Origin of the sequence: Chromohalobacter israelensis DSM 3043 (assembly GCF_000055785.1) — a bacterium.
GTDB classification, from domain to species: Bacteria; Pseudomonadota; Gammaproteobacteria; order Pseudomonadales; family Halomonadaceae; genus Chromohalobacter; species Chromohalobacter israelensis.
Window position 1 is genome coordinate 281,374 of the sequence record NC_007963.1, and the last position, 22,445, is coordinate 303,818.

A 22,445-nucleotide genomic window follows, 5' to 3' on the forward strand; every position below is an offset into this window, starting at 1 on the left:
AGGCGCGGTCATGCCGACGTCACGGGAACGTCATCGAACGGACGCGGCATTGTCATTCGCTGGACCGAACAATGGGCATCGCTCATTCGTTCGCAACCAGGTGACAACGCATGTTCTCGCAGACGCTTCCTCTGACCCGCCCCGCCCTGGGGCTTGCCTTCGCTGCCCTGGTCGCCGGGGTGTCCACCGCCCAGGCCGATTTCCAGCTCAGTGAACGCTACACCGATGCCGATGGCGACCTCGTCGCCGACGTGCCGGAAGACGAATCCCAGTGGCGCGATCCGGACACGCTGGTCTTCGCCTATACCCCGGTGGAAGATCCTGCCGTCTACGCGGACGTGTGGTCCGGCTTCCTGGATCACATGGAGGAGGTCACCGGCAAGAAAGTGCGCTTCTTCCCCGTGCAGTCCAATGCCGCGCAGATCGAGGCGATGCGCGCCGGCCGCCTGCACGTGGCCGGTTTCAACACCGGTTCCAACCCGCTGGCGGTGGCCTGCGCGGGCTTTCGGCCCTTCGCGATGATGGCCGCCGAGGATGGCTCCTTCGGCTACGAGATGGAGATCATCACCTACCCCGGTTCGGGCATCGACGAGGTCGAGGACATCAAGGGCAAGACCCTGACCCATACCTCGGAGACGTCCAATTCCGGCTACAAGGCGCCCACCGCGCTGATGGCCTCGGAATTCGGCATGACCTCCGGCGAGGATTACGAGGTCGACTTCTCCGGCAAGCACGACAATTCGATCCTGGGCGTGGCCAATCACGACTATGAAGTCGCCACCATCGCCAACTCGGTCAAGGCGCGCATGCTCGAGCGCGACGTGATCGACGCGGATCAGATCGAGGTCATCTACCAGTCGGATACCTTCCCGACCACGGCGTACGGGGTGGCCCACGACCTCGCGCCCGAGCTGCAGGAAGCGATCAAGGAAGCCTTCTTCGGCTTCGACTGGGAGGGCTCCGCGCTGGCCGAGGAATTCGGCAAGAACGGCGAGTCGCAGTTCATTCCCATCACCTTCAAGAAACACTGGTCGGTGATCCGCCAGATCGACGCTGCCAACGGCGTCGACTACCAGTGCTCGTAAGCGCCGACTAATCGCGCGCGACGGGTGGGCCGGGCGTTGCCACGCGACGCTCGGCCCGTTTTGGCAGGGAGATGGATGTGCTGGAACTACAACGACTCACCAAGACATATGCCACCGGCGACACGGCGTTGCGAGAGGTCTCGCTGGCGGTGCCGCGCGGTCAGGTGGTGGGACTGATCGGTCCCTCCGGTGCCGGCAAGTCGACGCTCATTCGCTGCATCAACCGCCTGGTGGCACCCAGCGGCGGGCGTATCCTGCTCGGCGACGTCGACCTCGCCGCGGTAGGCCGTGCCGAGCTGCGTCGGCAGCGGCGCCGGATCGGCATGATCTTCCAGGAATACGCGCTGGTCGAGCGACTTACCGTGATGGAAAACGTCCTCTCGGGGCGCCTGGGATACGTGCCGTTCTGGCGCAGCTTCACACGGCGCTTTCCGGGGCGCGATATCGAAAACGCCTACCGTCTGCTCGACCGCGTGGGCCTGCTCGCGCACGCCGACAAGCGTGCCGATGCCTTGTCGGGCGGTCAGCGCCAACGCGTGGGCATCGCCCGGGCCCTGGCTCAGGAGCCGGCACTGTTGCTGGTCGATGAGCCCACCGCCAGCCTCGACCCCAAGACCAGCCGTCAGATCATGCGCTTGATTCTCGAGGTCTGCGAAGAGCGCGATTTGCCGGCCATCGTCAACATTCACGACGTACCGCTGGCCCAGCAGTTCATGCATCGCCTGGTGGGGCTGCATGCGGGAGAAGTGGTCTTCGACGGGGCGCCGGTGGCCCTCGACGAGACGGTGCTCGCCACTATCTACGGCGCCGAGGACTGGGCGTCGTCGGGCCGCGAGCCCGCTCCGGAACGGGAGCCCGAGGACACCGAACGGCACCTGGCGGAGGTGGGGCGATGAACGAGGCGACACCCGCCTATCCCACGCACTGGCGGCGACCGGCGCGAATGCTGCATGACCGTCGCTGGCGGTGGCTCGTGCAGGCGTCGGTGCTGGCCTACCTGGTCCTGGCGCTGGGGTCCTTCGACGTCGAGTGGGCGCGGGTGATGGAAGGACTGTCACGCGCGCAACGCTTCGCCCACGGATTTCTGCAACCCGATTTCACCAGCCGCTGGAGCGATATCCGCCAGGGACTCATCGAGAGCCTGACCATGACGCTCACCGCCACCGTGGTCGGGGTGGCGATCTCGGTGCCCATCGGCATCGGTGCCGCGCGTAACCTGGTATCCGCGTGGATATATCGGTGCTGCCGGGCGATCATCGCCGTCAGCCGCTCGCTGCAGGAAATCATCGTGGCGATCTTCCTGGTGGCAATGTTCGGCTTCGGTCCGCTGGCGGGGTTCGCGACGCTGTCGTTCGCCTCGATCGGCTTCATTGCCAAGCTGCTGGCCGACGACATCGAAGAGGCCGACCCCCGTCAGGTGGAAGCCATTCGCGCCACCGGTGCGGGGTGGTGGCAGGTGCTGCACTACGCCATTCAACCCCAGGTGATGCCGCGCCTGATCGGTTTGTCGCTCTACCGGCTGGACATCAACTTCCGCGAAAGCGCGGTGATCGGCATCGTCGGCGCAGGGGGCATCGGCGCCACCCTCAATACCGCCATCGACCGTTACGAATACGGGAGTGCCGGCGCCATCCTGCTGATCGTCATCGCCATCGTGATGGTGGCGGAATACGGGTCTAGCTACCTGAGAAGGTTCCTGCAATGAAGTCGACTTCCGCGAACGCCGGGGCGCCGGCCAGTCATGCCGACGCCTGGACCTTTCGCACGCCCCGGGCGCGGCTGGCCCTGTGGTTCGGCTGGCTGGCCCTGGTGGCACTGTTCGTCTACTGCTGGCGGGTAATGAATGCCGACACGATGTGGGTGTTCGTCGCCGATGCGCCACGTCAGGCCGCCGATCTCGGCAGCCGCATGTGGCCGCCGAGCCTGACGTATCTGCCCGAGCTGCTGGCGCCACTCTGGGATACGCTCAACATCGCGACCCTGGGCACCGTGGGCGGGGTGATCATGGCGGTGCCGGTGGCATTCCTCGCCGCGCGCAATACCACGCCTTCGCGGCTGTGGGTGCGACCGGTGGCGTTATGGGTGATCGTCACCTCGCGCTCGATCAACTCCCTGATCTGGGCATTGCTGCTGGTCGCCGTGCTCGGGCCGGGGTTGCTCGCCGGCGTGGTGGCGATCGCCCTGCGCTCGATCGGCTTCGTCGGCAAGCTGCTCTACGAAGCCATCGAGGAGACCGATGCACGTCAGGTCGAGGCGATCAGCGCCACCGGCGCAAGCGCCGCGCAACGCCTCGACTATGCCATCGTGCCCCAGGTGATGCCGGCATTCTGGGCGATCGCGCTGTTCCGCTGGGACATCAACATCCGGGAAAGCACGATCCTCGGCCTGGTCGGCGCGGGCGGCATCGGTCTCAAGCTGCAGGCATCGATCAACGTGCTGGCCTGGCCGCAGGTGGCGACGATCCTGCTCGTCATCCTGGCCACGGTACTCGTCAGTGAGTGGGTCTCGGCGCGGGTGCGCCAAGCCATCATGTGATCCTCGCGCCGTCGCCAAGCCCCGTGCATCTTGGCAGGCGGCGTAATATCCTTCTCCCCCTAAGGTCTAATCGAGTCCTCCCGTCGCGTTCTGACAGGTAATCGTCAGCGGGAGGCGTCGTCGTTCACCGCCAGCCAGTCTGGCCATGTCCAACCCGGGTGCCGCCGCTTGCCAGCCAGGCGCGCGGTGCTTGCGTGATAACAGGAGTTTTTAGTGGCAACCCCCTCGCAACATGATCTGCGCAATGACTTTCGCGCCTTGCTGGCGTCCTCTGAGTGTTACTTCACCGCCTCGGTGTTCGACCCGATGTCGGCGCGCATCGCCGCCGATCTGGGCTTCGAAGTGGGGATTCTGGGGGGCTCGGTGGCCTCGCTTCAGGTGCTGGCGGCTCCCGATTTCGCCCTGATCACCTTGAGCGAGTTCGTCGAGCAGGCGACCCGCATCGGTCGAGTGACGCGCCTGCCGGTGATCGCCGATGCCGACCACGGCTATGGCAACGCGCTCAATGTCATGCGGACCATTACCGAGCTCGAGCGTGCCGGTGTGGCGGCGCTGACCATCGAGGACACCCTGCTGCCGGCGCAGTATGGGCATAAGTCCACCGACCTGATCCCCCTCGATGAAGGCGTGGGCAAGATGCGCGCGGCCCTGGAGGCGCGCATCGACCCGGCGATGGCGATCATCGCGCGTACCAATGCCGGTCAGCTCGACGACGAGGCCGCCGTCGAGCGCGTCTGCGCCTATCAGGCGGCGGGTGTCGATGCCATCTGCCTGGTGGGCGTGCGCGATTTCGACCACCTCGAGCGCCTGGCCGCGCCGCTGGACATTCCGCTGATGCTGGTCACCTACGGCAATCCCGAGCTGCGCGACCGCGCGCGTCTGGCCGCGCTGGGAGTGCGGGTCGTGGTCAATGGCCATGCGGCCTACTTCGCCGCCATCAAGGCGACCTACGATTGCCTGCGCGAGCAGCGTGACATCGCGGCCAGCGAACTGAACGCCTCGCAATTGGCGACACGCTACTCGACGCTCGACGAATACCGCGAATGGGCGCGCGACTATATGGACGTCAAGGAGTAGCGTTACGCTGACGAGCCACGAGCAGGGAATGGCTGGCCACGCCCATGGGTGGTTCAAGCTGTCGCCGCCTGCCGCTCGCGGCCGTTGACCACCCGATACCCGGAGAATGCGATGAGTGCCATGCAGTGGGAGCGTCTACTCGACCCGACCCGCCTCAACGACAAGCACGGAGGTTCGCGCGAGGAGATCGGTCGCAGTCCGTTCCACAAGGATCACGACCGCATCGTCTTCGCCGGCTCGTTCCGGCGCCTGGGACGCAAGACACAGGTCCACCCGCTGACCGACAACGACCATATCCACACGCGCCTGACGCATTCGCTGGAAGTGGGCTGCGTGGGACGTTCGCTGGGCATGATCGTCGGCGAACAGCTGCGCGAGCGGTTGCCGGCCTGGATCACGCCGGCCGACCTGGGGGTGATCGTGCAGGCGGCTTGCCTGGGGCACGATATCGGCAATCCGCCTTTCGGGCACGCCGGGGAGTACGCGATCCGCGACTGGTTCAAGCGTGCCGAGGCGGATGGCAGTGGGCTGTTGGCCGATCTGGCGCCGGCCGAGCGCGAGGACCTGCTGACCTACGAGGGCAACGCCCAGGGGTTCCGCATCGTCACCCAGATCGAGTACAACCAGTTCAACGGCGGCATGCGTCTGACCGCCGCCACGCTGGGCACGATGCTCAAGTATCCGTGGACCGTGGAGCGCGCCTCGCGGGCCGGCAAGTTCGGCTGTTATCAATCGGAACGCGAGCTGCTGGGCGAGGTCGCCGAGCGCCTGGGACTGTTGCCGCGCGGCGAGACCGCCTGGTGCCGGCACCCGCTGGCCTATCTCGTCGAGGCCGCCGACGATATCTGCTATGCGCTGCTGGATCTCGAGGATGGCCTGGAAATGGGCATCCTGCGCTTCGACGAAGTGGCGGAGATCCTGATCCAGATCGCCGGGGGCGCGCCCGAGGGCTACGACGGCATGCGCGCGCGGGGCGTATCGCAGCGCCGACGCATCGCGACGTTGCGCGGGGCGGCCATGGAGCGCGCGGTGAACGATGTCGCTGCGGTGTTCGTGGCGCATGAAAGCGCGCTGCTCGGCGGTACGCTGAGCGAGGATCTGCTCGAGCTCTGCCACCCCGACCTGGGCTGGGGCGTGGGCACGGCCAAGCGCATCGCCCGCGAGCGCATCTTCCAGAACGAGCGCAAGGCCAAGCTGGAGATCGGCGCCTACACGACCCTGGGAATCCTGCTCGAAGCCTTCATCGGTGCCGCCCATGAGTTGCACTACAGCGGCCAGTCATCCTTCAAGCATCAGCGAGTGCTGGCGTTGATCGGCGAGAACACGCCCAAGTCGTCCTGGTCGCTGTATGCCAGCTACCGGCGCATGCTCGATTTCATCGGCGGCATGACCGACCACTACGCCGTCGATCTGGCCCAGGAGATGGGCGGCCGCCTGCGCGGCGAATGAGCGTTCCCATCCGCCGCGCCGGGACGGCCGCGATGCTTACGGCGAGACGGCGCGCAGGCGCTCGGCGAGCCAGGCGCGAGTGCCGTGCTGGCCTTCGCGTTCGGCACGCTCGGCCAACTGCATGGCCAGCTCGATGTCGCCGGCCTTGAGGGCGGCGTCGATCATCCGGCGGTAATCGAAATCCCTGTCGCGCGTGCGTTCCACGGCGGTCGACGAGGCGTCCGTCGTCGCGCGGGTGCGTGGCTCGGGGGTGGGCGTCGTCGCGCGATCCCCGAGGATCGGCGTCAGCAGGCCGCCACCGCCGCCGTCATGCGGCTCGCTGGCCAGGGTGACGTTGCCGGTGGCGGTATGCTCGGCCACGGGGTCCGGTCCCGGGGGCGGTGCGAGACCGCGCACGCGGGCATAGACTTTCTCCGCGCTTTCGTAACGCGTGCTCCCCTGGCGGGCGGCGTCGTTGCTGTAGACCACGAGATAGGCGGCCTCGGGGCCGGGAGTGAGGTCGAAGGCGGCAGCGAGGCGCGCGGGAGCGAAGCCGCTGGGCCCCCGGTAGCGGAACTTGTCGCTGGCGATGCGCTGCGAGGGCTGGAATGCCTCGTCGAGCACGAGCACCGTGGGGGCGAAGACCTGCCCGTCGACGATGGTGCTGGTCAGCTCGAACGACAGCGGGCCGGCGTCGCGAGGGAGCGCGAAGGCCTGGAAGAAGCTCTTGCCGTCCTCGAAACGGTGCGCGGGGGCGCTGGTATCCAGCTTCAATCGTTGTGTTTGGTCCGCGTCCAGAGCCTGAAAGGGCAGCGCGGCGAGAGACGCGCAGCAATCCTCGGCCTGGGCGAGCGCTTGCTGACCGTGCTCGGCGGGGGCCGGCGCGGCGTTCTGCGGTGACAGCGAGGCGCAACCCGCCAGGCTGGTGAGCGCCAGTCCCGAGAGCAGGACGGCGAAATGGCGTAACGGCATGCGATGAACTCCCGAAGGCAAAAGCGGCCCCGACGCTCACGCGGCGGGGCCCGAAGGATCGAAACAGCTCACTACGGTGTCGACGGACGCCGGGGCGCCCGCCGTACGATCAACTGCCCCACCAGACCTCCATCTGTGCGCCGAAGGTCAGGCCGTCGGTGTCGTTGAAATCGACGTTGTTGGGGCCCGCGCCAGTGTCCAGCGCATTGGCTTGACGATAGCCGTTGACACGCTCCCCATAGGCATCGCCGTTCCACTTGGCATAGGTGGCGAACAAGCGGATGGTGGGGCGGATCATGGCGCCGCGCCCGGCTGACCACTGCTGGGCGATGGTCAGTTTGGTGACGTGATGGTCGTCGCCGTCGTAGCTGCTGACATTGCTTTGCGGCTCGATGTGGTCGTAACCGAGTTCCACTGCCGTGCTCATGATGTCGTTCCAGTAATACACCGGACGCACGCCCGCGGAGAACCACTTGCGGCCTGTATTGTCATCCATGTTCTTGTCTTCATAGATGGCGGTGTAGAGCAGGTCGAGCTTGTCGGGCACCAGCCAGACATGGCCGTGGTCGAGCACGCGCCACATGTCGCCTTCCTGGCCCAGGCTACCGGTGGAGCGACCTACGGCGTTGCCGTCGCGGGTGATGATGCCGTCGGTGGCGTATTGCAGGGCCACGGTGTTGGAACCGCCGAACCAGTTCGACTGGGTATGCTCGATGGTGCCCATCCAGCCCTTGTCGCCTTCGTCGTAATCGATGCCGTTGTCGTCGTAATACTCCTCCTGCCACTCGGCCAGCGAGGCACGGCCGTAGTCGACGCCGAGTTGCAGCGAGCCGCCGGGGTTGGTGGCAATGTCCGTCAGGCGCAGGTCGATGGTGTCATCGGAGAGGCGCTGGTCTTCGTCGGGCAGGTTGTCGCCGTCAGAACCGGTGCTTCTCACCCAGGCGAGGCTGAGGTTGCCGATGCCCATGTCGATGTCGGAGATCCCCACGCCCGGGCCCGAGACGTCCCAGTAGTAGAAGTCGTTCATGTGGATATCGTGGCGCTTGTAGAAGCGCTTGCCGGCCCACAGCGTGGAGCCGTTCGGCAGGCCGCCGATGGCGTTGGTGCCGGTGACATACATTTCGCGCAGGGCGATGTTGTTGTCGTCGTCCTTGAGCGATTCGTCGTCGTTGGCCTGCGAGGTGACATAGGCGACGCGGCTGGCGAAGTCGAAACTCGTGCCGCGCTGGTCGAACAGGTTGGCGCCCAGGCCGAGCTCGGCGTAGGTTTCGCACTCGTTGCCCAGACGGTACTTGGCCGGTGCTCCGGCCGCCTTGAAGCACGTCTGGCTGCCGCCGCCGGCGGTCGAGCCGATCCCCGAGCGCGCGTAGCCGAAGAAGTTGGGGTTGATGTCGGCATGGGCCAGCGCCGGCATGAGACAGGAAGCGCCGACCAGGGTCGCGAGTAGCGGCCGGCGCATGAACTGGCGTGAAGTGCTCATGAAGTTTCCCTTGTTGTGTTATGGGTCGTGTCGTGGGTCTTGGTGACTCGCGTCAGCGCAACGCGAGCAGCGCGGCTTGGCGCTAGGGGGGCGGCGAAGGCACGGGCAGGCGTGCTCGCCACCGGCATGCGGTGTGCGGCAATTCCTCCCTTGGGGGCGGTGAACAGGATGCGTGGCGCCTTGCCACGCGGCGTTACATCGGGACGCGGCGTGGGGACGGACTGCCCGCCGCCCGGGGGCCGGATGATGGGCGAAGGCTCATTGGCCCACGCCTGGAGCGTGTCGAACCAGAAACCGTCGAGCGCTGGCATGTGAGTTCCCTTGTTGTTGTTCTCGAATACCGTGGTTCTCGAAACGCGATGACTGCGTGGCGTCTGCCATGTACGACATTATTAGCAGGATGTTGTAAGTTTTCATTTTGACCATGGTATAAACACCACTAAAGTTTAATCTCTGAATTTAGTTGCCTCCATCCAGTGCTCTTTAGCCGAATAACGGCGACTTTCAACGATATTTGTCCATATCGATCAATTCGTTAGTAATCTTCTTTTACCTTTTGACGGAATATTACCTAATACGGACGTTTGGCCTCCGTGGTCACTTGATGCGATTCGGGACCGGACGGCACCCATGGCGTGCCGATCGGCAGCCTGGAAAGAAGCCTGCTAATTTGGATAGCCAGGTGGATCACAAAGGGGCGGGTCGTGAGCGAGTTTACCTGGCTGGATAGCGTCGTCTTGGTGGTGTACATCCTGCTCGTGGCGCTGATAGGCGCGCGTTTCGGGCGGAGCCAGCAGAGTACCCAGGATTATTTCCTGGGCGGTCGGCGAATTCCCGGCTGGGCGATCGGGCTGTCGGTGATGGCGACCCAGGCCAGCGCGATCACCTTCATCGGCGCTCCCGGCTGGGGGTTCGAGGGCGGCCTGGAGCGGCTGGTGACGTTCCTCAACGTGCCGCTGGCGATGGCGGTGCTGATCTTTCTGCTGGTGCCCGTGTTTCATCGCGCGGGCATCTACAGCATCTACGAGCTTCTCGAGCGTCGCTTCGGGCCGGCCACGCGCAGCGTGAGCGCAGGTCTGTTCCTGGTGGCACGCGGCCTGGCGACCGGCGTGGTGCTTTATGCGCCGGCACTGGTGCTCTCGGTGGTGACCGGCTGGAGCGTCAACCTGACCATCGTGGTCATGGCGGTGCTGGCGGTGAGCTACACGGTGCTGGGCGGTATCAGTGCAGTGATCTGGACCGACGTGATCCAGATGTTCGTGCTGTGGCTGGGCGCCCTGGTCAGCATGGGATTGATGGTGGCGAGTCTGCCCGGTGGCTGGAGCGATGTCTTTGCCTTCGGTGCAGCACAGGGGATGTTCGACACCCTGGACCTGTCGCTGGACCCCGGGGTGACTTATTCGCTGTGGGCCGGCCTGTTCGGCGGCATCTTCCTGCATATCGCGTATTTCGGCACCGACCAGAGCCAGATTCAGCGGGTCCTGACCAGCCCCGATGTGCAGCAGGGACAGCGCTCACTGTTGATCGGCGGGTACCTGCTGGTGCCGCAGATGTTGCTGTTCTTGTTCATCGGGGTGATGTTGGCGACCTACTACGACCAGCACGGCCTTGCCGCGCCGGACAACCTCAACGAGCTGTTCCCGCGCTATGTGGTCAGCGCCTTTCCGCCGGGTCTGGCCGGTCTGGTGATTGCCGGTGTCTTCGCGGCGGCGATGTCGAGTCTCGACTCGGCGCTCAATTCGCTGTCGGCGGTGAGCGTGCGCGATTTCTATACGCGATATGTCAGGCCCGACGCCAGCGAGGCGCATTATCTCAAGGCCTCGCGCTGGGCGACGGTCTTCTGGGGCCTGTATGCGACGGTCTTCGCGTTCTTCGCCGGTAACCTGGGGCCGGTGATCGAGGCGGTCAATCGTATCGGGTCCTGGTTCTACGGCGCCCTGCTGGGCACCTTCCTGCTGGCCATGCTCAGCCATCGCACCAATGCCCGCGGTGCGCTGAGCGGCCTGGTGCTGGGCATGGTCTCGGTGTGGGGCGTCGAAAGCCTCTTCGATATCTCCTGGCTTTACAACAATCTGGTGGGAGTGGTGGTGTCGCTCGGCGTAGGGTATGTCGTCGGTCTGACGGCGCCTGCCCCGAGCGCGGCGCAATTGCGCGACGTGGTCATCGAGGAAACCGCCCCGGATATGCAGGCGTTGCTGGCGACGCGCGCCGCCCGTGCCCGGTCGATCACGCCGGCGGCACGCCTGACACGTCGCCGCTGTATCGGGCTGGTGGCATGGTTCTGTCTGTTGCTGGCGGGTCTGGCACTGTTGCAGGGGTGGGCCAATGCCTGAGGCGCTTCCCCTGAGACTGCCTCGGCGACTCGATGCCCTGCAGGCCGAGACGCGCCTGCGTCGCCTGCGCGCCGAGACCTTCGAGGCGGCGACGCTCACGCTCTGGGCGCATGCCCTGGGCACGCCGGACGATGCCCCTGCCGGTTGGCTGTTGTGCCATGCCCGGGCGCGGCGGGCGCTGCTCTGGCCGCATGCATTGCCGGCAGCCCCGGAACACGAGGGAGCCGAGGCCGAGCTGCGGCTTGCCGCTTCCCTGCCGCCTTCGGCGGATGTCGTGTCGAGGCTCTGGTTCTGGGAGCGCATGGTGGCGCGGCGGCACTGGCAAGTGACGCTGCGCGGAACGCCGGCGCGCGCCGTGGCCCTGCCCCTGTGGCTGGGATATTCACCGAATCGTCGAGGGGGGCATCGGCTGATGGTGATCAGCGGGCTTGGCGGTGACGCCTTGCCGACGCTCAAGAACGCAGTCCTGTGGGAATTGCGTCAGCTTGCCGGGGTGCCAGCCTAGCGTCGGATTCGGCCGTGTGACGTCGCGGCGAGCGCTCCCGTCTTGTATGCGGTGGCAGTGGGGGGCGCATGCAGCGGTATATGTCAGAACCAGACTTCCATCTGTGTCCCGAAGGTCCATTCGCTGCCAGTGAAGCTGTCATCGCCCAAGGCGTCGCCATTGGTGAAGCCGTTGAGTGCTTCGTCCCAGTCGCTCCAGGAGGCGAACAGGCGAATCTCCGGACGCTGCCAGAAGCCGCCAACCTGGGGCTTGAACGTGGGAGCCACAGTCAATTTGGCATAGTCGCCATCGACGGCATTGTTGCCCTGGTAGCCTTTGGGATCGAGGTCCATCCATTGGTAGCTGGCCTCGTATTGCATCTCGAAGTTGTCGGTCAGTTCATTGGCCAGGCGGGCATTGAGGGTCACCCAGTCATAGCTGTCGCCACGGGCGTAACGGTCCGTGCTGTGCTGGGCGAGCATGGCTGGAGCCAACCGCCAGTCGGGCGCCACGTAGGTCGTGCCATAGACCGCCAGCCGCGAGGTCCGGGCCTCATCGAGCAGGTCGCCGTCGGCGCCCAGCGACTTGACCTCGGCGCCTAGTCCTTGTCCGTGGAGGGCCGCCGCCTTGAAGCTGCCTTCGCCGAGGCCAAAGAAGCTGTTTCCGTGGTAGGCCAGCATGGTGTGGAAACCGGTGTCCGCCGCGCTGGCATCGTTTCCGGTATCACGTCGGTCGTTGTCGTTGGCCGAGAGACCGTTGACCATCCATTGCCAGTCGCCGATGTGGTTGTTGAGCGTGAAGACAAGGTTGTCGGTACTGCCGGTGAGGTCGGGATTCTCGCGGCTGACGATGGGAAAGTCGCTGAAACTGCGCCCGTAGAGCGACACGTTGCTGGTCCAGTCATCGTTGAGGCGAATGTCATATACCCCTGCGCCGGTACCGGCGAGAAAGATGATGTCACTGTCGAGCCAGTGGATGTCGAAGTTGTCTCGGTCGAAGCGTTTACCGGCCCAGATCTTGGCGTCTTCGAAGGCGCCGGTGAAGCTCGGCAATTCGCTGAATTGGACATACGCCTGACGAACGTTGAGGTTCGATTCCTCGGCGGTCCAGTCGTTGCTGGTGGTGACGCTGTCCGCCAGCATCATGCGGTAATGCGAGCGAGCGCCATTGTCGAAGCGCTGTTTGTAATTGAGCGTGGTCTCGACATAAGTGTCCGGTTCGTTGCCTAGACGGCCCACGGCACCGCCGGTGCTACCTGCCGGCGTCAGGAAGGGGCCACCCGGTGCGCTCTTGCCGTGACTGTCGAGCAGCAGGCCGGAGCGGGCATAGGCATCGAGCGATAGGCCCAGATCGCCTTCTGCATGCGCTTCGACATCGGCGAGGCGTTTTTCGAGGCCGGTATCCTCGAGTGCTTTCAGCGTCGCCCTGGCGCGCTTGGCACGTTGCTCGGCGGCGGCCGCGCGTTGTTCCGCCGCCGCGACACGGCTCTCCAGCGCCGCCAGCCGCGCTTCGAGTGCTTCATCCGAGATATCGGCATGGGCATTGGCGGTCACGCCCAGTGAGGCAAAGGTTATGGCGATGACCAGCGGCTTGCGCATCATGGTTCCTGAAAGGGGCATGGACTTGACTCCCGTTGTGGTTGTTGTGGAGTGATCTCGTAACGCGGGTTGACGTCGTTAACGGGGTGTAAACTTAAACGTTTAAGATCAAGTCTACAAAGTCCTTGTCGTGCCATTTCGACTAATGTCTATCCAAGGCTGGTTGACGCGTTTTTTTACACCAAAGTCTAGGTTGTGGGCGGGTCGGGCGAGAGCTAATGTGGCTTTTAACTTAATCGTTTAAGAATCGGTTGTGATAGCACAGACTTATTACCGTGGCTTTGCCAGCACGGTCTTCCTGGATAACAACAACCCCCGGAGGTAAGCGCCATGATTCGTCGATTGACTCTTCTTGCCGCCCTGGCCGGCGCCACCGTCGGTCAGGCCCATGCCGCGGACTTGACCATTTCCTGTGGCGCGGTGGGAGCTGAGCTGACTCTCTGCAAGGAAGGCGTCTCCGCCTGGGAAGAGCAGACCGGTCACAGCGTCGCTGTTGTCTCGACGCCCAATTCATCCACCGAACGTCTCTCGCTCTATCAGCAAATCCTGTCTGCACAATCGGGGGATATCGATATTATGCAGATCGATGTGGTCTGGCCTGGCCTGCTCGCCAACCACCTGCTCGATTTGCGTGAGATAGGCGGCAAGGATATTGCCGATGGCAATTTCCAGACGATCGTCGACAACAATACCGTCGATGGGCGGTTGGTGGCGATGCCCTGGTTTACCGATGCCGGGGTTCTCTATTACCGCAAGGATCTGCTCGATAAGTACGATCGAGAGGTGCCCGAGACCTGGCAGCAGATGACCGAGACCGCCGAGGCCATCCAGCAGGCTGAACGCCAGGCCGACAATGAGGAGATGTGGGGCTATGTCTTCCAAGGGCGTGCCTATGAGGGGCTGACCTGCAATGCCCTGGAGTGGGTCGCCAGCCATGGCGGGGGCAGTATCGTCGACGAACAGGGCGAGATCACCATCGACAATCCGCGTGCCGCGGCTGCTCTGGATCAGGCTGCCGAGTGGGTCGGCCATATCTCGCCCCAAGGCGTGCTCAATTACACCGAAGAACAGGCCCGCGGCGTCTTCCAGTCCGGCAACGCAGTCTTCATGCGTAACTGGCCTTACGCTTGGTCGCTGGTGCAGAGCGAGAATAGCGACGTGCGCGGCAAGGTCGGTGTCACCACGTTGCCGCATGGCCCCAAAGGAAGCAGTGCCGCGACCCTGGGGGGCTGGAACCTGGCAGTATCCAAATACAGCAAGCATCCCGAGCTGGCTGTCGATCTGGTCAAGTTCTTGACGTCCGAAGCCGAGCAGAAACGTCGTGCCCTCGAGGGTTCCTACAACCCGACCATCAAGTCGCTTTACCAGGATAAGGAAGTCCTCGCCGCCGTGCCTTTCTTCGGCAAGCTCTACGATACCTTCACCAATGCCGTGGCACGGCCTTCGGCACCGACCGGCAACAAATACGGCCGCGTCAGCAATGCCTTCTTCAACGCTGCCCACGACGTGCTTGCCGGCAACATGAACGGTGCCCGGGCGGTATCGCAACTGCAGGACAAGCTCGAGCGCATGAAGCGCCGCCGCTGGTAACCCGAGGCCTGCCATGACCGCTAGCAATTCTGTTGCAACCCATCCCCCGGCGGTAACGCGCCGGGGCCGCCGACAGGGCACCAAGGTGCGTCGTCAGCGCGTGCGAGCTGCCTGGCTGTTCCTGGTGCCAATGCTCGTCACCCTGGCAATGGTTGCCGGCTGGCCGCTGTTGCGTACGTTCTACTTCAGTTTCACCGACGCCTCGCTGGCGGATACGGGGGAAGCCAACTTCATAGGCTTCGAGAACTATCTGGGATATTACCAGGGAGCCTGGTACGGCCTGCTGACCGATTCCGCCTGGTGGCAGTCGGTCTGGAACACGCTGTTCTTTAGTGTCGTGTCAGTGTCGCTGGAGACGGTCTTCGGCATCATCGTCGCCTTGATCCTCAATGCCGAGTTCAAGGGACGCATGCTGGTGCGTGCTGCCGTGCTCATCCCCTGGGCGATTCCCACCATCGTGTCGGCCAAGATGTGGGCGTGGATGCTCAACGATCAGTTCGGCATCATCAACCATCTGCTGATGTTGCTGGGCCTGATCGATGCCCCCCTGGCCTGGACTGCCGACGCCGATCTGTCGATGTGGGCGGTGATCATCGTCGATGTGTGGAAGACGATTCCCTTCGTTGCCCTGCTGGTACTGGCGGCACTGCAAATGCTGCCTCGGGATTGCTACGAAGCCGCCGAGGTCGATGGTATCCACCCGATCAAGGTGTTTTTCCGGGTGACATTACCCTTGATCACACCTGCGTTGCTGGTGGCAGTGATCTTCCGCCTGCTGGATGCACTGCGCGTGTTCGACGTGATTTACGTACTGACTTCCAATTCCACCAGCACCATGACGATGTCGATATACGCACGTCAGCAACTGGTGGAGTTTCAAGATGTGGGCTATGGCAGTGCTGCCTCGACCTTGCTGTTTTTGATCATCGCCTTGGCCACCGTGATTTATCTCTATCTGGGGCGTCGTCAGCTGGGAGGTGATGAATGAATACCAGATTCGCCAAGTCTCTTGCCAAGCGTATCGGGTTTTGGTCGTTGATCGCGGTGTTGCTGATTTATGCCGTCTTTCCCTTTTACTACGCGGTGATCACCTCACTCAAACCTTCCAGTGCGTTGTTTCAGGTCGAGTATTGGTTGAGCAGCGTGGATTTCAGTAACTACGTCACCATCTTTACCCAAGGCAGTTTCGTCCAGGCGATCATCAACTCGATCGTCGTTGCCGTCAGCGTGGTGGCCATTGCCCTGTTGCTGGGCATCACCGCCGCCTACGCCTTGGGTCGGGTGCGCTTTCGCGGCCGCACCACGGTGATGATGATCGTGCTCGGCGTGTCGATGTTCCCCCAGGTCGCGGTGCTCTCGGGGCTGTTCGAGGTGATCCGTACGCTGAATCTCTACAACAGTCCGGGCGGACTGATCCTGAGTTACACCATTTTCACCCTGCCGTTCACCGTCTGGGTATTGACCACCTTCATGCGCCAGTTGCCGCAGGAACTGGAGGAGGCGGCGATCATGGACGGCGCCACCCCTTGGATCACCATCACCAAGGTGTTCCTGCCATTGATGTGGCCGGCGATGGCGACGACGGGGCTGTTGGCTTTCATCGCTGCCTGGAACGAGTTCCTCTTCGCTCTCACGTTCACGCTCACCAATGAGGAGCGCACCGTGCCAGTGGCAATCGCGCTGATTTCCGGGGGCAGCCAGCATGAGTTGCCGTGGGGGCCGATCATGGCGGCTTCTGTCACTGTCACGGTGCCGTTGGTCATTCTGGTGATGATTTTTCAGCGACGCATCGTCTCGGGTCTCACCGCCGGTGCCGTCAAGGGCTGAATCAGGCGCGAAAACTGGCTGCGCTCGACCATACCGCGTTAAAAGGAGGCTCAAAATGCTCATTTACTGCCGTGTAAACTCCGCGTTTTCGCCTCCTTTTGCCTTGTCTGGTCATCGCTCGCTGCGTTTTCGCACCTGATTCCACTCTCTTTATCAAGGAATCCAAGATGAAGGACAACACTTTCTGGTGGCGCGGTGGTGTCATCTACCAAATCTATCCGCGCAGCTTTCTGGACAGCAACGGCGACGGTATCGGCGACCTGCCGGGCATCATCGAAAAGCTCGATTACGTGGCGTCGCTCGGTGTCGATGGCATCTGGCTGTCGCCTTTCTTTACATCTCCGATGGCGGATTTTGGCTACGACATCAGCGATTATCGCGACGTCGACCCCATGTTCGGCACCCTGGACGACTTCAAGTCACTGCTCAGTCACGCCCATGCTCTGGGGCTCAAGGTGATCATCGATCAAGTGATCAGCCATACGTCGGACCAGCATCCCTGGTTTCAGGAAAGTCGTCGCGACCGACAAAATGCTCGTGCCGATTGGTACGTATGGGCCGACCCCAAGCCCGACGGCACGCCGCCCAACAACTGGCTGTCTATCTTTGGCGGTTCGGCGTGGACATTCGACTCGCGACGTCGTCAGTATTACCTGCATAATTTCCTGATCGAGCAGCCGGATCTTAATTTTCATAATCCGGCCGTGCGTGACGCTCAGCTCGACAACATGCGCTTTTGGCTGGAACTTGGTGTCGATGGCTTTCGCCTGGATACCGTCAACTTCTATTTCCATGATGCCGAACTGCGCGACAACCCGGCTATCGAGCCCGGCGATACAAAGACGCTGGGTGCTCCGGAGGCCAACCCTTACACGTGGCAACGCCATGTCCATGACATAAGCCGCCCCGAAAACCTCGACTTCCTCAAACGATTACGCGCGTTGATGGATGAGTTTCCGGGCACGGCGACGGTCGGTGAGATCAGCGAAGATAGTCCACTCGAGCGCATGGCGGAGTACACCGCCAATGGTGACAAGCTGCACATGGCCTACACCTTCGATCTGCTTAATGCACCGCGCTCCCCGGCCTACATTCATGAGGTGATTGAACGCTTCCAGCGACTGGCGGGCGATGCCTGGCCTTGCTGGGCACTGTCCAACCACGATGTGATGAGAAGCGCCACGCGCTGGGGAGCCGAGGAAGACGCCGAGGCGTATCCCAAGGTCACGTTGGCCATGCTCTTGTCATTGCGCGGCAGCGTTTGCCTTTATCAAGGTGAGGAACTCGGTCTGCCCGAGGCCGAAGTGCCTTTCGAGCGTATTCAGGACCCCTACGGCAAGGTCCTTTGGCCTGACTTCAAGGGACGTGACGGCTGCCGGACGCCGATGCCCTGGCATGACGGTATTCATGGCGGTTTTTCGCGTGTCGAGCCTTGGTTGCCGGTGGATGCCCGCCACCTGCAGCGTGCTGTGTCGCGTCAGCAGGCGAGTCTCGATTCCATGCTCAACAGCGTGCGGGCGCTGATCGCATTTCGTCACGACCACCCGGCGCTGTTCGACGGTGACCTGCGATTGCTCGATGTCGGCGATGCCCTGCTTGGCTTCGTTCGTGAGCATGCTCAGGAACGCCTTGTGTGCGTGTTCAACCTGACTGACCAGGCGCAGGCGTGTTGCCTGCCCGAGCCAGGGCACCTGCTAGACGCTCCCGGGTTCACGGCGCACGTGGAAAACGACCGCTTGACCCTGCCGGCCTATCAGGCGGCCTATCTGCGCCTTGACTGAATTTCTTTGGACGATACATGCCGCTGGCGCCTTGTTGGCGCCGGCCAGGAGAACTTTCCATGGCAAGCCTTACGCTCAACAAGCTCAACAAGTCGTTTGGCGATACGCATATCATCAAGGATGTCGACCTCACGATTGGTGATGGCGAGTTCGTCGTCTTCGTCGGTCCCTCCGGCTGTGGCAAGTCCACTCTGCTGCGGCTGGTCGCCGGGCTGGAGTCGATCAGCGGTGGCGAGCTGAAAATTGGCGAGACGCTGGTCAACGACTTGCCACCTCGCGAGAGGGGAGTCGGCATGGTCTTCCAGTCCTATGCCTTGTATCCGCACATGACGGTGTTTGAAAACATGGCCTTTGGGCTGAAGTTGGCCAAAACGACGAAGCAGGCGGTACGCGACCGGGTTCACGAGACTGCGCGCATCTTGCAGCTCGAGGAACTGCTTGATCGTAAGCCCAAGGCGCTTTCCGGTGGACAGCGTCAGCGTGTGGCGATGGGAAGGGCGATGGCTCGCGAGCCGCGCATCCTGCTGTTCGACGAACCGCTGTCCAACCTCGACGCCTCGCTGCGCGTGCAAATGCGCAACGAGATTGCGCGCTTGCATCACCGTCTGGGCTCAACGGTGATTTATGTCACTCATGATCAGGTCGAGGCGATGACGCTTGCCGACCAGATCGTGGTCTTGAACGGCGGGCGAATCGAACAGGTTGGTAGTCCCCAGGAGCTTTACCAGCGTCCCGCGACGCGCTTCGTCGCGGGGTTCATCGGCTCTCCGACGATGAACTTCCTGCCCGCCGCCTTGCGCGAGAGCCATGCCAAGGGATGTCGCGTCAGCGTATCGGGCATCGGCGAGCTGAATCTGCCACAGAATGCTGCGGACCTTGCGGCAAACGCCACGTTGACGCTCGGCATTCGTCCCGAACATCTGTGCCTGGGGGAAGCGCGTGGCGACAATGCGTTCGAAATCGTCAACGTTGAATATCTGGGTAACGAGGTCTATGTCTATCTTGATGCCGGTCAGGGCGGCGAGCTGCTGATTCATCGCAGTGAGGCACCCAGTCGCTGGGACATCGGCCAATATGCCGCCTTGATGCCGTCACTCGACAATGTGCACCTGTTCGATGGTGACGGGCGCGCATTGCCACTGATGCGTACGCGTGACGCCGCTTGAGGATGCCGGCATTCGGTTGCCTTGTCCGGCTGAGTCGCCTTTCATGCTAGAGAGTGTCGGAGCAGGCAGGTATGCTGCCTGCGTTCGCTAGCAACGAGACTCGCCGTGACTCCTTCGCACCGTCGCATTACTCTCAAGGACCTGGCTGCTCGCCTCGAGGTTTCCACTGCCACGGTTTCCAACGCCTTCAATCGGCCGGATCAGCTATCGCCCGCGCTGCGCGACCGGATTCTCAGCGAGGCGCGTGATGTAGGCTATGTCGGCCCGATGCCCGAGGCCGCAGCTTGCGCACCGGGCGCTCGAAAATCATTGCGGTGGTCCTGGCCGATAGTCTGACCTATAGCCTCAACGACGCCGTGGCCAGCGAGTTCCTGGCCGGGGTCTCGGAGGTGCTCGACGAGCATGGTCATACCTTGTTGCTGCTGCCGAGCCGTCAGGGAATGCGGCTGGAGTCGGCCAGCATGGCCGATGGCTTCATCGTATACGGGCTGCTGCCCGACCCGCAGATGCATGAGCAGTTGTCGCAACAGCGGCCATTGATGGCCGTGGATTTCGATATCGCCGGGCATGCCTCGGTGCACATCGACAACCATGCGGCCTGTCTGAACATAGCGCGCCATGCCTTGCGCCGGCGGCCGCGTCGCCCTGCGATCATCAACCTGCGCTCGACCGCCGAGCCCTGCAACGGGCGTATCATCGACCAGCCGCTGTTCAGCGAGTCACAGACCATCACGCGTGCACGCCTGAACGGCTTTTACGAGGCACTGGCCGAGCACGACTTCGTGCCGGCCGACGTGCCCATGTGGAACATCGAAGAGAATACCCATGACGTCTGCTCGCCGGTCATTGCCGAGATTCTCGACCTGCCCGACGGCGAACGCCCGGATCTGCTGCTTTGCATGTCCGATCGCATCGCCCTGACCGTGCTGACGCTGGCAGAGCAGCGCGGTCTGCGCATTCCTGAAGATCTACGCATGACCGGCTTCGATGGCATCGCCGAGGGGCAATATCGCGCGCCGCGTCTGACCACCGTACGTCAAGATAGTGTCGCCAAGGGGCGTTTGGCGGCTTCCATGGTACTCGGTCGTACCGCCATGGAGTCTCACTGCCTGACTACGCATCTCATCGTTGGCGAAACGGCGCCCTAGTCAGGGGGCTTGATCTCCTGACGTGACGCCTTTCACACGCCGATCCAGGGCCTGCACCACGCGCTGGTGAGTGGCGTCATCCATGGGCTGCAGCGAGGTGTCGTCGAGCAGGGTGGCGAGGCCTCGGCCGTCGACCACCATGATCTCGCCGGGTGGCTTGTCGATCTCCACGTTCCAGCCGGGCAGCACCAGGACACCCTGCACGGCGACGTTTCCCAGCGAGCGGTGGGCCAGCCATTGGCGGCACCACGCCGCCGCCAGCCGCGCATGGGCCAGCGACTGACGTTCGCGCCATCCGGGGAAGCGCAGCCGCTGGCCGGCGACGACGACCGTGGTGCGCGGCTCGCCCTTGATGTCCAGCGGTGGTGTGCGCGCGCTGACCTGGACCGCGAAGATGCCGTGCGGCGTGACCACGACATGGTCGATGGTGGTGCTGTCGGTGGGTACGTCGTGGAACACGAAATACGGATGGGCCTCGGGGCGGATCAGGCGCTCCAGTTCCTGGCCAACCGCCAGCTCGCAGGCCAGCCCCAGCTTGAGGCGCCGAATGCGCTGCACGTCGCGGATCAGGCGAAAGCACAGGATCAATGCCAGCAGGGTGGTGAGCAGGCCATACAGGGCCCACTCCAGCCAACTGTGCCGATTGGCGAACAGCATGCGCCCCATGCCATAGACCAAGGGCGCCAAGGTGACGATGGGGCCGAGCGCGCCGTCGAGGAACAGCGCCGCATAGGCCCGGTCGAGGCGGTTGCGCAACGATTGCGCCGGCTCGCGCAGGGTATGGCCGTCGTAGGGCGAGGTCAGCGCGCCGTCTTCCAGATGACGCAATGCCAGCACCACCAGCGCCGTGGCGCCGAGGGGGGCGAGAAAGATGAGCGGCAGTACGTATTCCAGCCAGGCCATAGCGGTCATCCGGGTCGGGGGCGATGTACGAACGCCCATTCTAGCCAGCTTGGCGGGCGGCGGCGATACGGCCCTGTGCCCGCAGGCGGCACGCGTTCTATCATAGGGTAGCGGTTCTGGTTCTGGGAGGTCACGATGGTCGACACGTCACCGTCGCCGCTGGCGGCGTTTCTCGCACGGCATCCGCGCTTGTTCGTGCTGACCGGGGCGGGAATGAGCACCGATTGCGGCATTCCCGACTACCGCGATGAGCGCGGCGATTGGAAGCGCTCGCCCCCGATGACCCACCAGGCGTTCATGCAAAGCGACCTGGCGCGCCGTCGTTACTGGGCACGCAGCCTGGTCGGGTTTCAGGCGCTCAGCGAGGCGCGGCCCGGGCGGGGGCATTACGCGCTGGCCGAACTCGAACGGGCCGGTCGCCTCGAGCGGCTGGTCACGCAGAATGTCGACGGGCTGCATCAGCGCGCAGGCTCGCGCCGCGTCATCGACCTGCACGGCCAGGCCGACGTGGTGCGGTGCATGGGGTGCGGCGCGACTCGCATGCGACATGCCTTGCACGCCGAACTGGCGCGCCTCAATCCCCACTGGACGACTCTCGAGGCGCAGGTCGGCCCGGATGGGGATGCTGATCTGGAAAGTCGCAACTTCGCCGATTTCTCGCTGCTGTCCTGCGCGCGCTGCGGCGACGGCATCTTCAAGCCCGATGTGGTGTTTTTCGGCGACAACGTGCCGCGTCCACGCGTGGACGCGGCATTCGCGGCGCTAGAACAGGCCGACGCCATGCTGGTGGCGGGCTCGTCGCTGATGGTCTATTCGGGCTATCGTTTCGCGAAGCGGGCGGCCGAACTGGGCAAGCCGCTGGCGTGCGTCAACATGGGGCGCACTCGTGCCGATGCGTTGTTCTCGCTCAAGCTGGAGGCGCCGGTGGGCGAGACCCTGGAAGCGGCGGTGCGCGAGGTGACGGCGTCCCGCTCCCCGCAGACGCCGCCGCACGTCACGCAGGGCGCCGGCCCAATCTCGACGCTCCGCCCGTGAGTG

The 22,445-nt window shown here is 63.6% G+C and carries 20 protein-coding genes; 16 read left to right on the top strand and 4 right to left on the bottom strand.

Annotated elements, in window-relative coordinates:
• Window positions 1-110 precede the first annotated feature (110 nt).
• The 6 genes from phnD (at window position 111) to CSAL_RS01265 (ending at window position 6,146) form a co-directional block, all read left to right on the top strand.
• On the top strand, window positions 111-1,085 hold the full coding sequence (gene phnD, locus CSAL_RS01240) for a phosphate/phosphite/phosphonate ABC transporter substrate-binding protein (protein ID WP_011505557.1): 975 nt from the start codon (window positions 111-113) through the stop codon (window positions 1,083-1,085).
• Between the two features lie 77 nt (window positions 1,086-1,162).
• A complete protein-coding gene (gene phnC / locus CSAL_RS01245; RefSeq protein WP_011505558.1) occupies window positions 1,163-1,981 on the top strand; it encodes a phosphonate ABC transporter ATP-binding protein in 819 nt (272 codons plus the stop codon).
• On the top strand, window positions 1,978-2,790 hold the full coding sequence (phnE, locus tag CSAL_RS01250; RefSeq protein ID WP_011505559.1) for a phosphonate ABC transporter, permease protein PhnE: 813 nt from the start codon (window positions 1,978-1,980) through the stop codon (window positions 2,788-2,790). The genes phnC and phnE (CSAL_RS01250) overlap by 4 nt, the downstream gene beginning before the upstream one ends.
• Window positions 2,787-3,620 (top strand): phosphonate ABC transporter, permease protein PhnE, encoded by an 834-nt coding sequence (phnE, locus tag CSAL_RS01255; RefSeq protein WP_011505560.1) that lies wholly within the window; start codon window positions 2,787-2,789, stop codon window positions 3,618-3,620. Before phnE (CSAL_RS01250) ends, phnE (CSAL_RS01255) begins: the two co-directional genes overlap by 4 nt.
• Before the next feature lie 213 nt (window positions 3,621-3,833).
• Complete coding sequence (locus CSAL_RS01260; RefSeq protein WP_011505561.1) at window positions 3,834-4,697, top strand: oxaloacetate decarboxylase; 864 nt, start codon at window positions 3,834-3,836, stop codon at window positions 4,695-4,697.
• A gap of 111 nt (window positions 4,698-4,808) precedes the next feature.
• Entirely contained in the window at window positions 4,809-6,146 is a 1,338-nt protein-coding gene (locus CSAL_RS01265) for a deoxyguanosinetriphosphate triphosphohydrolase (RefSeq protein ID WP_011505562.1), read from the top strand.
• A 36-nt stretch (window positions 6,147-6,182) separates the two neighbouring features.
• Here CSAL_RS01265 and CSAL_RS01270 read toward each other — a convergent pair whose 3' ends face one another.
• Together CSAL_RS01270 and CSAL_RS01275 are read right to left on the bottom strand one after the other, a co-directional pair.
• Window positions 6,183-7,097 carry a MalM family protein gene (locus tag CSAL_RS01270; RefSeq protein ID WP_011505563.1) on the bottom strand — a complete coding sequence of 305 codons (915 nt, stop codon included), beginning with the start codon at window positions 7,095-7,097 and terminating at the stop codon, window positions 6,183-6,185.
• A gap of 109 nt (window positions 7,098-7,206) precedes the next feature.
• Entirely contained in the window at window positions 7,207-8,577 is a 1,371-nt protein-coding gene (locus CSAL_RS01275; protein WP_011505564.1) for a maltoporin, read from the bottom strand.
• A 704-nt stretch (window positions 8,578-9,281) separates the two neighbouring features.
• Here CSAL_RS01275 and CSAL_RS01280 point away from each other — a divergent pair.
• Both CSAL_RS01280 and CSAL_RS01285 read left to right on the top strand, forming a co-directional pair.
• Window positions 9,282-10,910, top strand: coding sequence for a sodium:solute symporter family protein (locus tag CSAL_RS01280; protein ID WP_011505565.1), 1,629 nt, complete (start codon window positions 9,282-9,284; stop codon window positions 10,908-10,910).
• Complete coding sequence (locus CSAL_RS01285) at window positions 10,903-11,415, top strand: hypothetical protein (RefSeq protein WP_011505566.1); 513 nt, start codon at window positions 10,903-10,905, stop codon at window positions 11,413-11,415. The genes CSAL_RS01280 and CSAL_RS01285 overlap by 8 nt, the downstream gene beginning before the upstream one ends.
• An 83-nt stretch (window positions 11,416-11,498) precedes the next feature.
• Here CSAL_RS01285 and CSAL_RS01290 read toward each other — a convergent pair whose 3' ends face one another.
• Complete coding sequence (locus CSAL_RS01290; protein WP_011505567.1) at window positions 11,499-13,013, bottom strand: carbohydrate porin; 1,515 nt, start codon at window positions 13,011-13,013, stop codon at window positions 11,499-11,501.
• Window positions 13,014-13,322: 309 nt separating this feature from the next.
• On the opposite strand from CSAL_RS01290, the gene CSAL_RS01295 reads away from it, so the two are divergent.
• The 7 genes from CSAL_RS01295 (at window position 13,323) to CSAL_RS01320 (ending at window position 20,504) form a co-directional block, all read left to right on the top strand.
• Window positions 13,323-14,582, top strand: a complete 1,260-nt coding sequence (locus tag CSAL_RS01295) for an ABC transporter substrate-binding protein (RefSeq protein WP_011505568.1) — start codon at window positions 13,323-13,325, stop codon at window positions 14,580-14,582.
• 13 nt (window positions 14,583-14,595) lie between these two features.
• Window positions 14,596-15,570, top strand: a complete 975-nt coding sequence (locus CSAL_RS01300) for a carbohydrate ABC transporter permease (protein WP_011505569.1) — start codon at window positions 14,596-14,598, stop codon at window positions 15,568-15,570.
• Window positions 15,567-16,409 (top strand): carbohydrate ABC transporter permease, encoded by an 843-nt coding sequence (locus tag CSAL_RS01305; protein WP_011505570.1) that lies wholly within the window; start codon window positions 15,567-15,569, stop codon window positions 16,407-16,409. Before CSAL_RS01300 ends, CSAL_RS01305 begins: the two co-directional genes overlap by 4 nt.
• Window positions 16,410-16,576: 167 nt before the next feature.
• Window positions 16,577-18,190, top strand: a complete 1,614-nt coding sequence (locus tag CSAL_RS01310) for an alpha-glucosidase family protein (RefSeq protein WP_011505571.1) — start codon at window positions 16,577-16,579, stop codon at window positions 18,188-18,190.
• Between the two features lie 59 nt (window positions 18,191-18,249).
• Window positions 18,250-19,356 carry an ABC transporter ATP-binding protein gene (locus tag CSAL_RS01315; protein WP_011505572.1) on the top strand — a complete coding sequence of 369 codons (1,107 nt, stop codon included), beginning with the start codon at window positions 18,250-18,252 and terminating at the stop codon, window positions 19,354-19,356.
• A 105-nt stretch (window positions 19,357-19,461) separates the two neighbouring features.
• Window positions 19,462-19,692 (top strand): LacI family DNA-binding transcriptional regulator, encoded by a 231-nt coding sequence (locus CSAL_RS17650; protein WP_244846447.1) that lies wholly within the window; start codon window positions 19,462-19,464, stop codon window positions 19,690-19,692.
• Window positions 19,641-20,504 carry a substrate-binding domain-containing protein gene (locus CSAL_RS01320; protein ID WP_244846450.1) on the top strand — a complete coding sequence of 288 codons (864 nt, stop codon included), beginning with the start codon at window positions 19,641-19,643 and terminating at the stop codon, window positions 20,502-20,504. Before CSAL_RS17650 ends, CSAL_RS01320 begins: the two co-directional genes overlap by 52 nt.
• On the opposite strand, the gene CSAL_RS01325 is transcribed toward CSAL_RS01320, so the two are convergent.
• The gene (locus CSAL_RS01325; protein WP_043557873.1) at window positions 20,505-21,407 is read right to left on the bottom strand and encodes a nuclease-related domain-containing protein; all 903 of its coding nucleotides are present in this window, start codon (window positions 21,405-21,407) and stop codon (window positions 20,505-20,507) included.
• A gap of 135 nt (window positions 21,408-21,542) precedes the next feature.
• On the opposite strand from CSAL_RS01325, the gene CSAL_RS01330 reads away from it, so the two are divergent.
• Window positions 21,543-22,442 carry an NAD-dependent protein deacetylase gene (locus CSAL_RS01330; protein WP_011505574.1) on the top strand — a complete coding sequence of 300 codons (900 nt, stop codon included), beginning with the start codon at window positions 21,543-21,545 and terminating at the stop codon, window positions 22,440-22,442.
• Window positions 22,443-22,445: the final 3 nt, after the last annotated feature.

Bases quoted from the DNA above. Each gene is read 5' to 3' on its own strand.
- CSAL_RS01285 (WP_011505566.1), top strand. From the start codon at position 10,903: ATGCCTGAGGCGCTTCCCCTGAGACTGCCTCGGCGACTCGATGCCCTG.
- CSAL_RS01305 (WP_011505570.1), top strand. From the start codon at position 15,567: ATGAATACCAGATTCGCCAAGTCTCTTGCCAAGCGTATCGGGTTTTGG.
- CSAL_RS01315 (WP_011505572.1), top strand. From the start codon at position 18,250: ATGGCAAGCCTTACGCTCAACAAGCTCAACAAGTCGTTTGGCGATACG.
- CSAL_RS01325 (WP_043557873.1), bottom strand. From the start codon at position 21,407: ATGGCCTGGCTGGAATACGTACTGCCGCTCATCTTTCTCGCCCCCCTC.
- phnD (WP_011505557.1), top strand. From the start codon at position 111: ATGTTCTCGCAGACGCTTCCTCTGACCCGCCCCGCCCTGGGGCTTGCC.
- CSAL_RS01310 (WP_011505571.1), top strand. From the start codon at position 16,577: ATGAAGGACAACACTTTCTGGTGGCGCGGTGGTGTCATCTACCAAATC.
- phnE (WP_011505559.1), top strand. From the start codon at position 1,978: ATGAACGAGGCGACACCCGCCTATCCCACGCACTGGCGGCGACCGGCG.
- CSAL_RS01295 (WP_011505568.1), top strand. From the start codon at position 13,323: ATGATTCGTCGATTGACTCTTCTTGCCGCCCTGGCCGGCGCCACCGTC.
- CSAL_RS01330 (WP_011505574.1), top strand. From the start codon at position 21,543: ATGGTCGACACGTCACCGTCGCCGCTGGCGGCGTTTCTCGCACGGCAT.
- CSAL_RS01265 (WP_011505562.1), top strand. From the start codon at position 4,809: ATGAGTGCCATGCAGTGGGAGCGTCTACTCGACCCGACCCGCCTCAAC.
- CSAL_RS01290 (WP_011505567.1), bottom strand. From the start codon at position 13,013: ATGCCCCTTTCAGGAACCATGATGCGCAAGCCGCTGGTCATCGCCATA.
- CSAL_RS01300 (WP_011505569.1), top strand. From the start codon at position 14,596: ATGACCGCTAGCAATTCTGTTGCAACCCATCCCCCGGCGGTAACGCGC.
- CSAL_RS01275 (WP_011505564.1), bottom strand. From the start codon at position 8,577: ATGAGCACTTCACGCCAGTTCATGCGCCGGCCGCTACTCGCGACCCTG.
- phnE (WP_011505560.1), top strand. From the start codon at position 2,787: ATGAAGTCGACTTCCGCGAACGCCGGGGCGCCGGCCAGTCATGCCGAC.
- CSAL_RS01270 (WP_011505563.1), bottom strand. From the start codon at position 7,097: ATGCCGTTACGCCATTTCGCCGTCCTGCTCTCGGGACTGGCGCTCACC.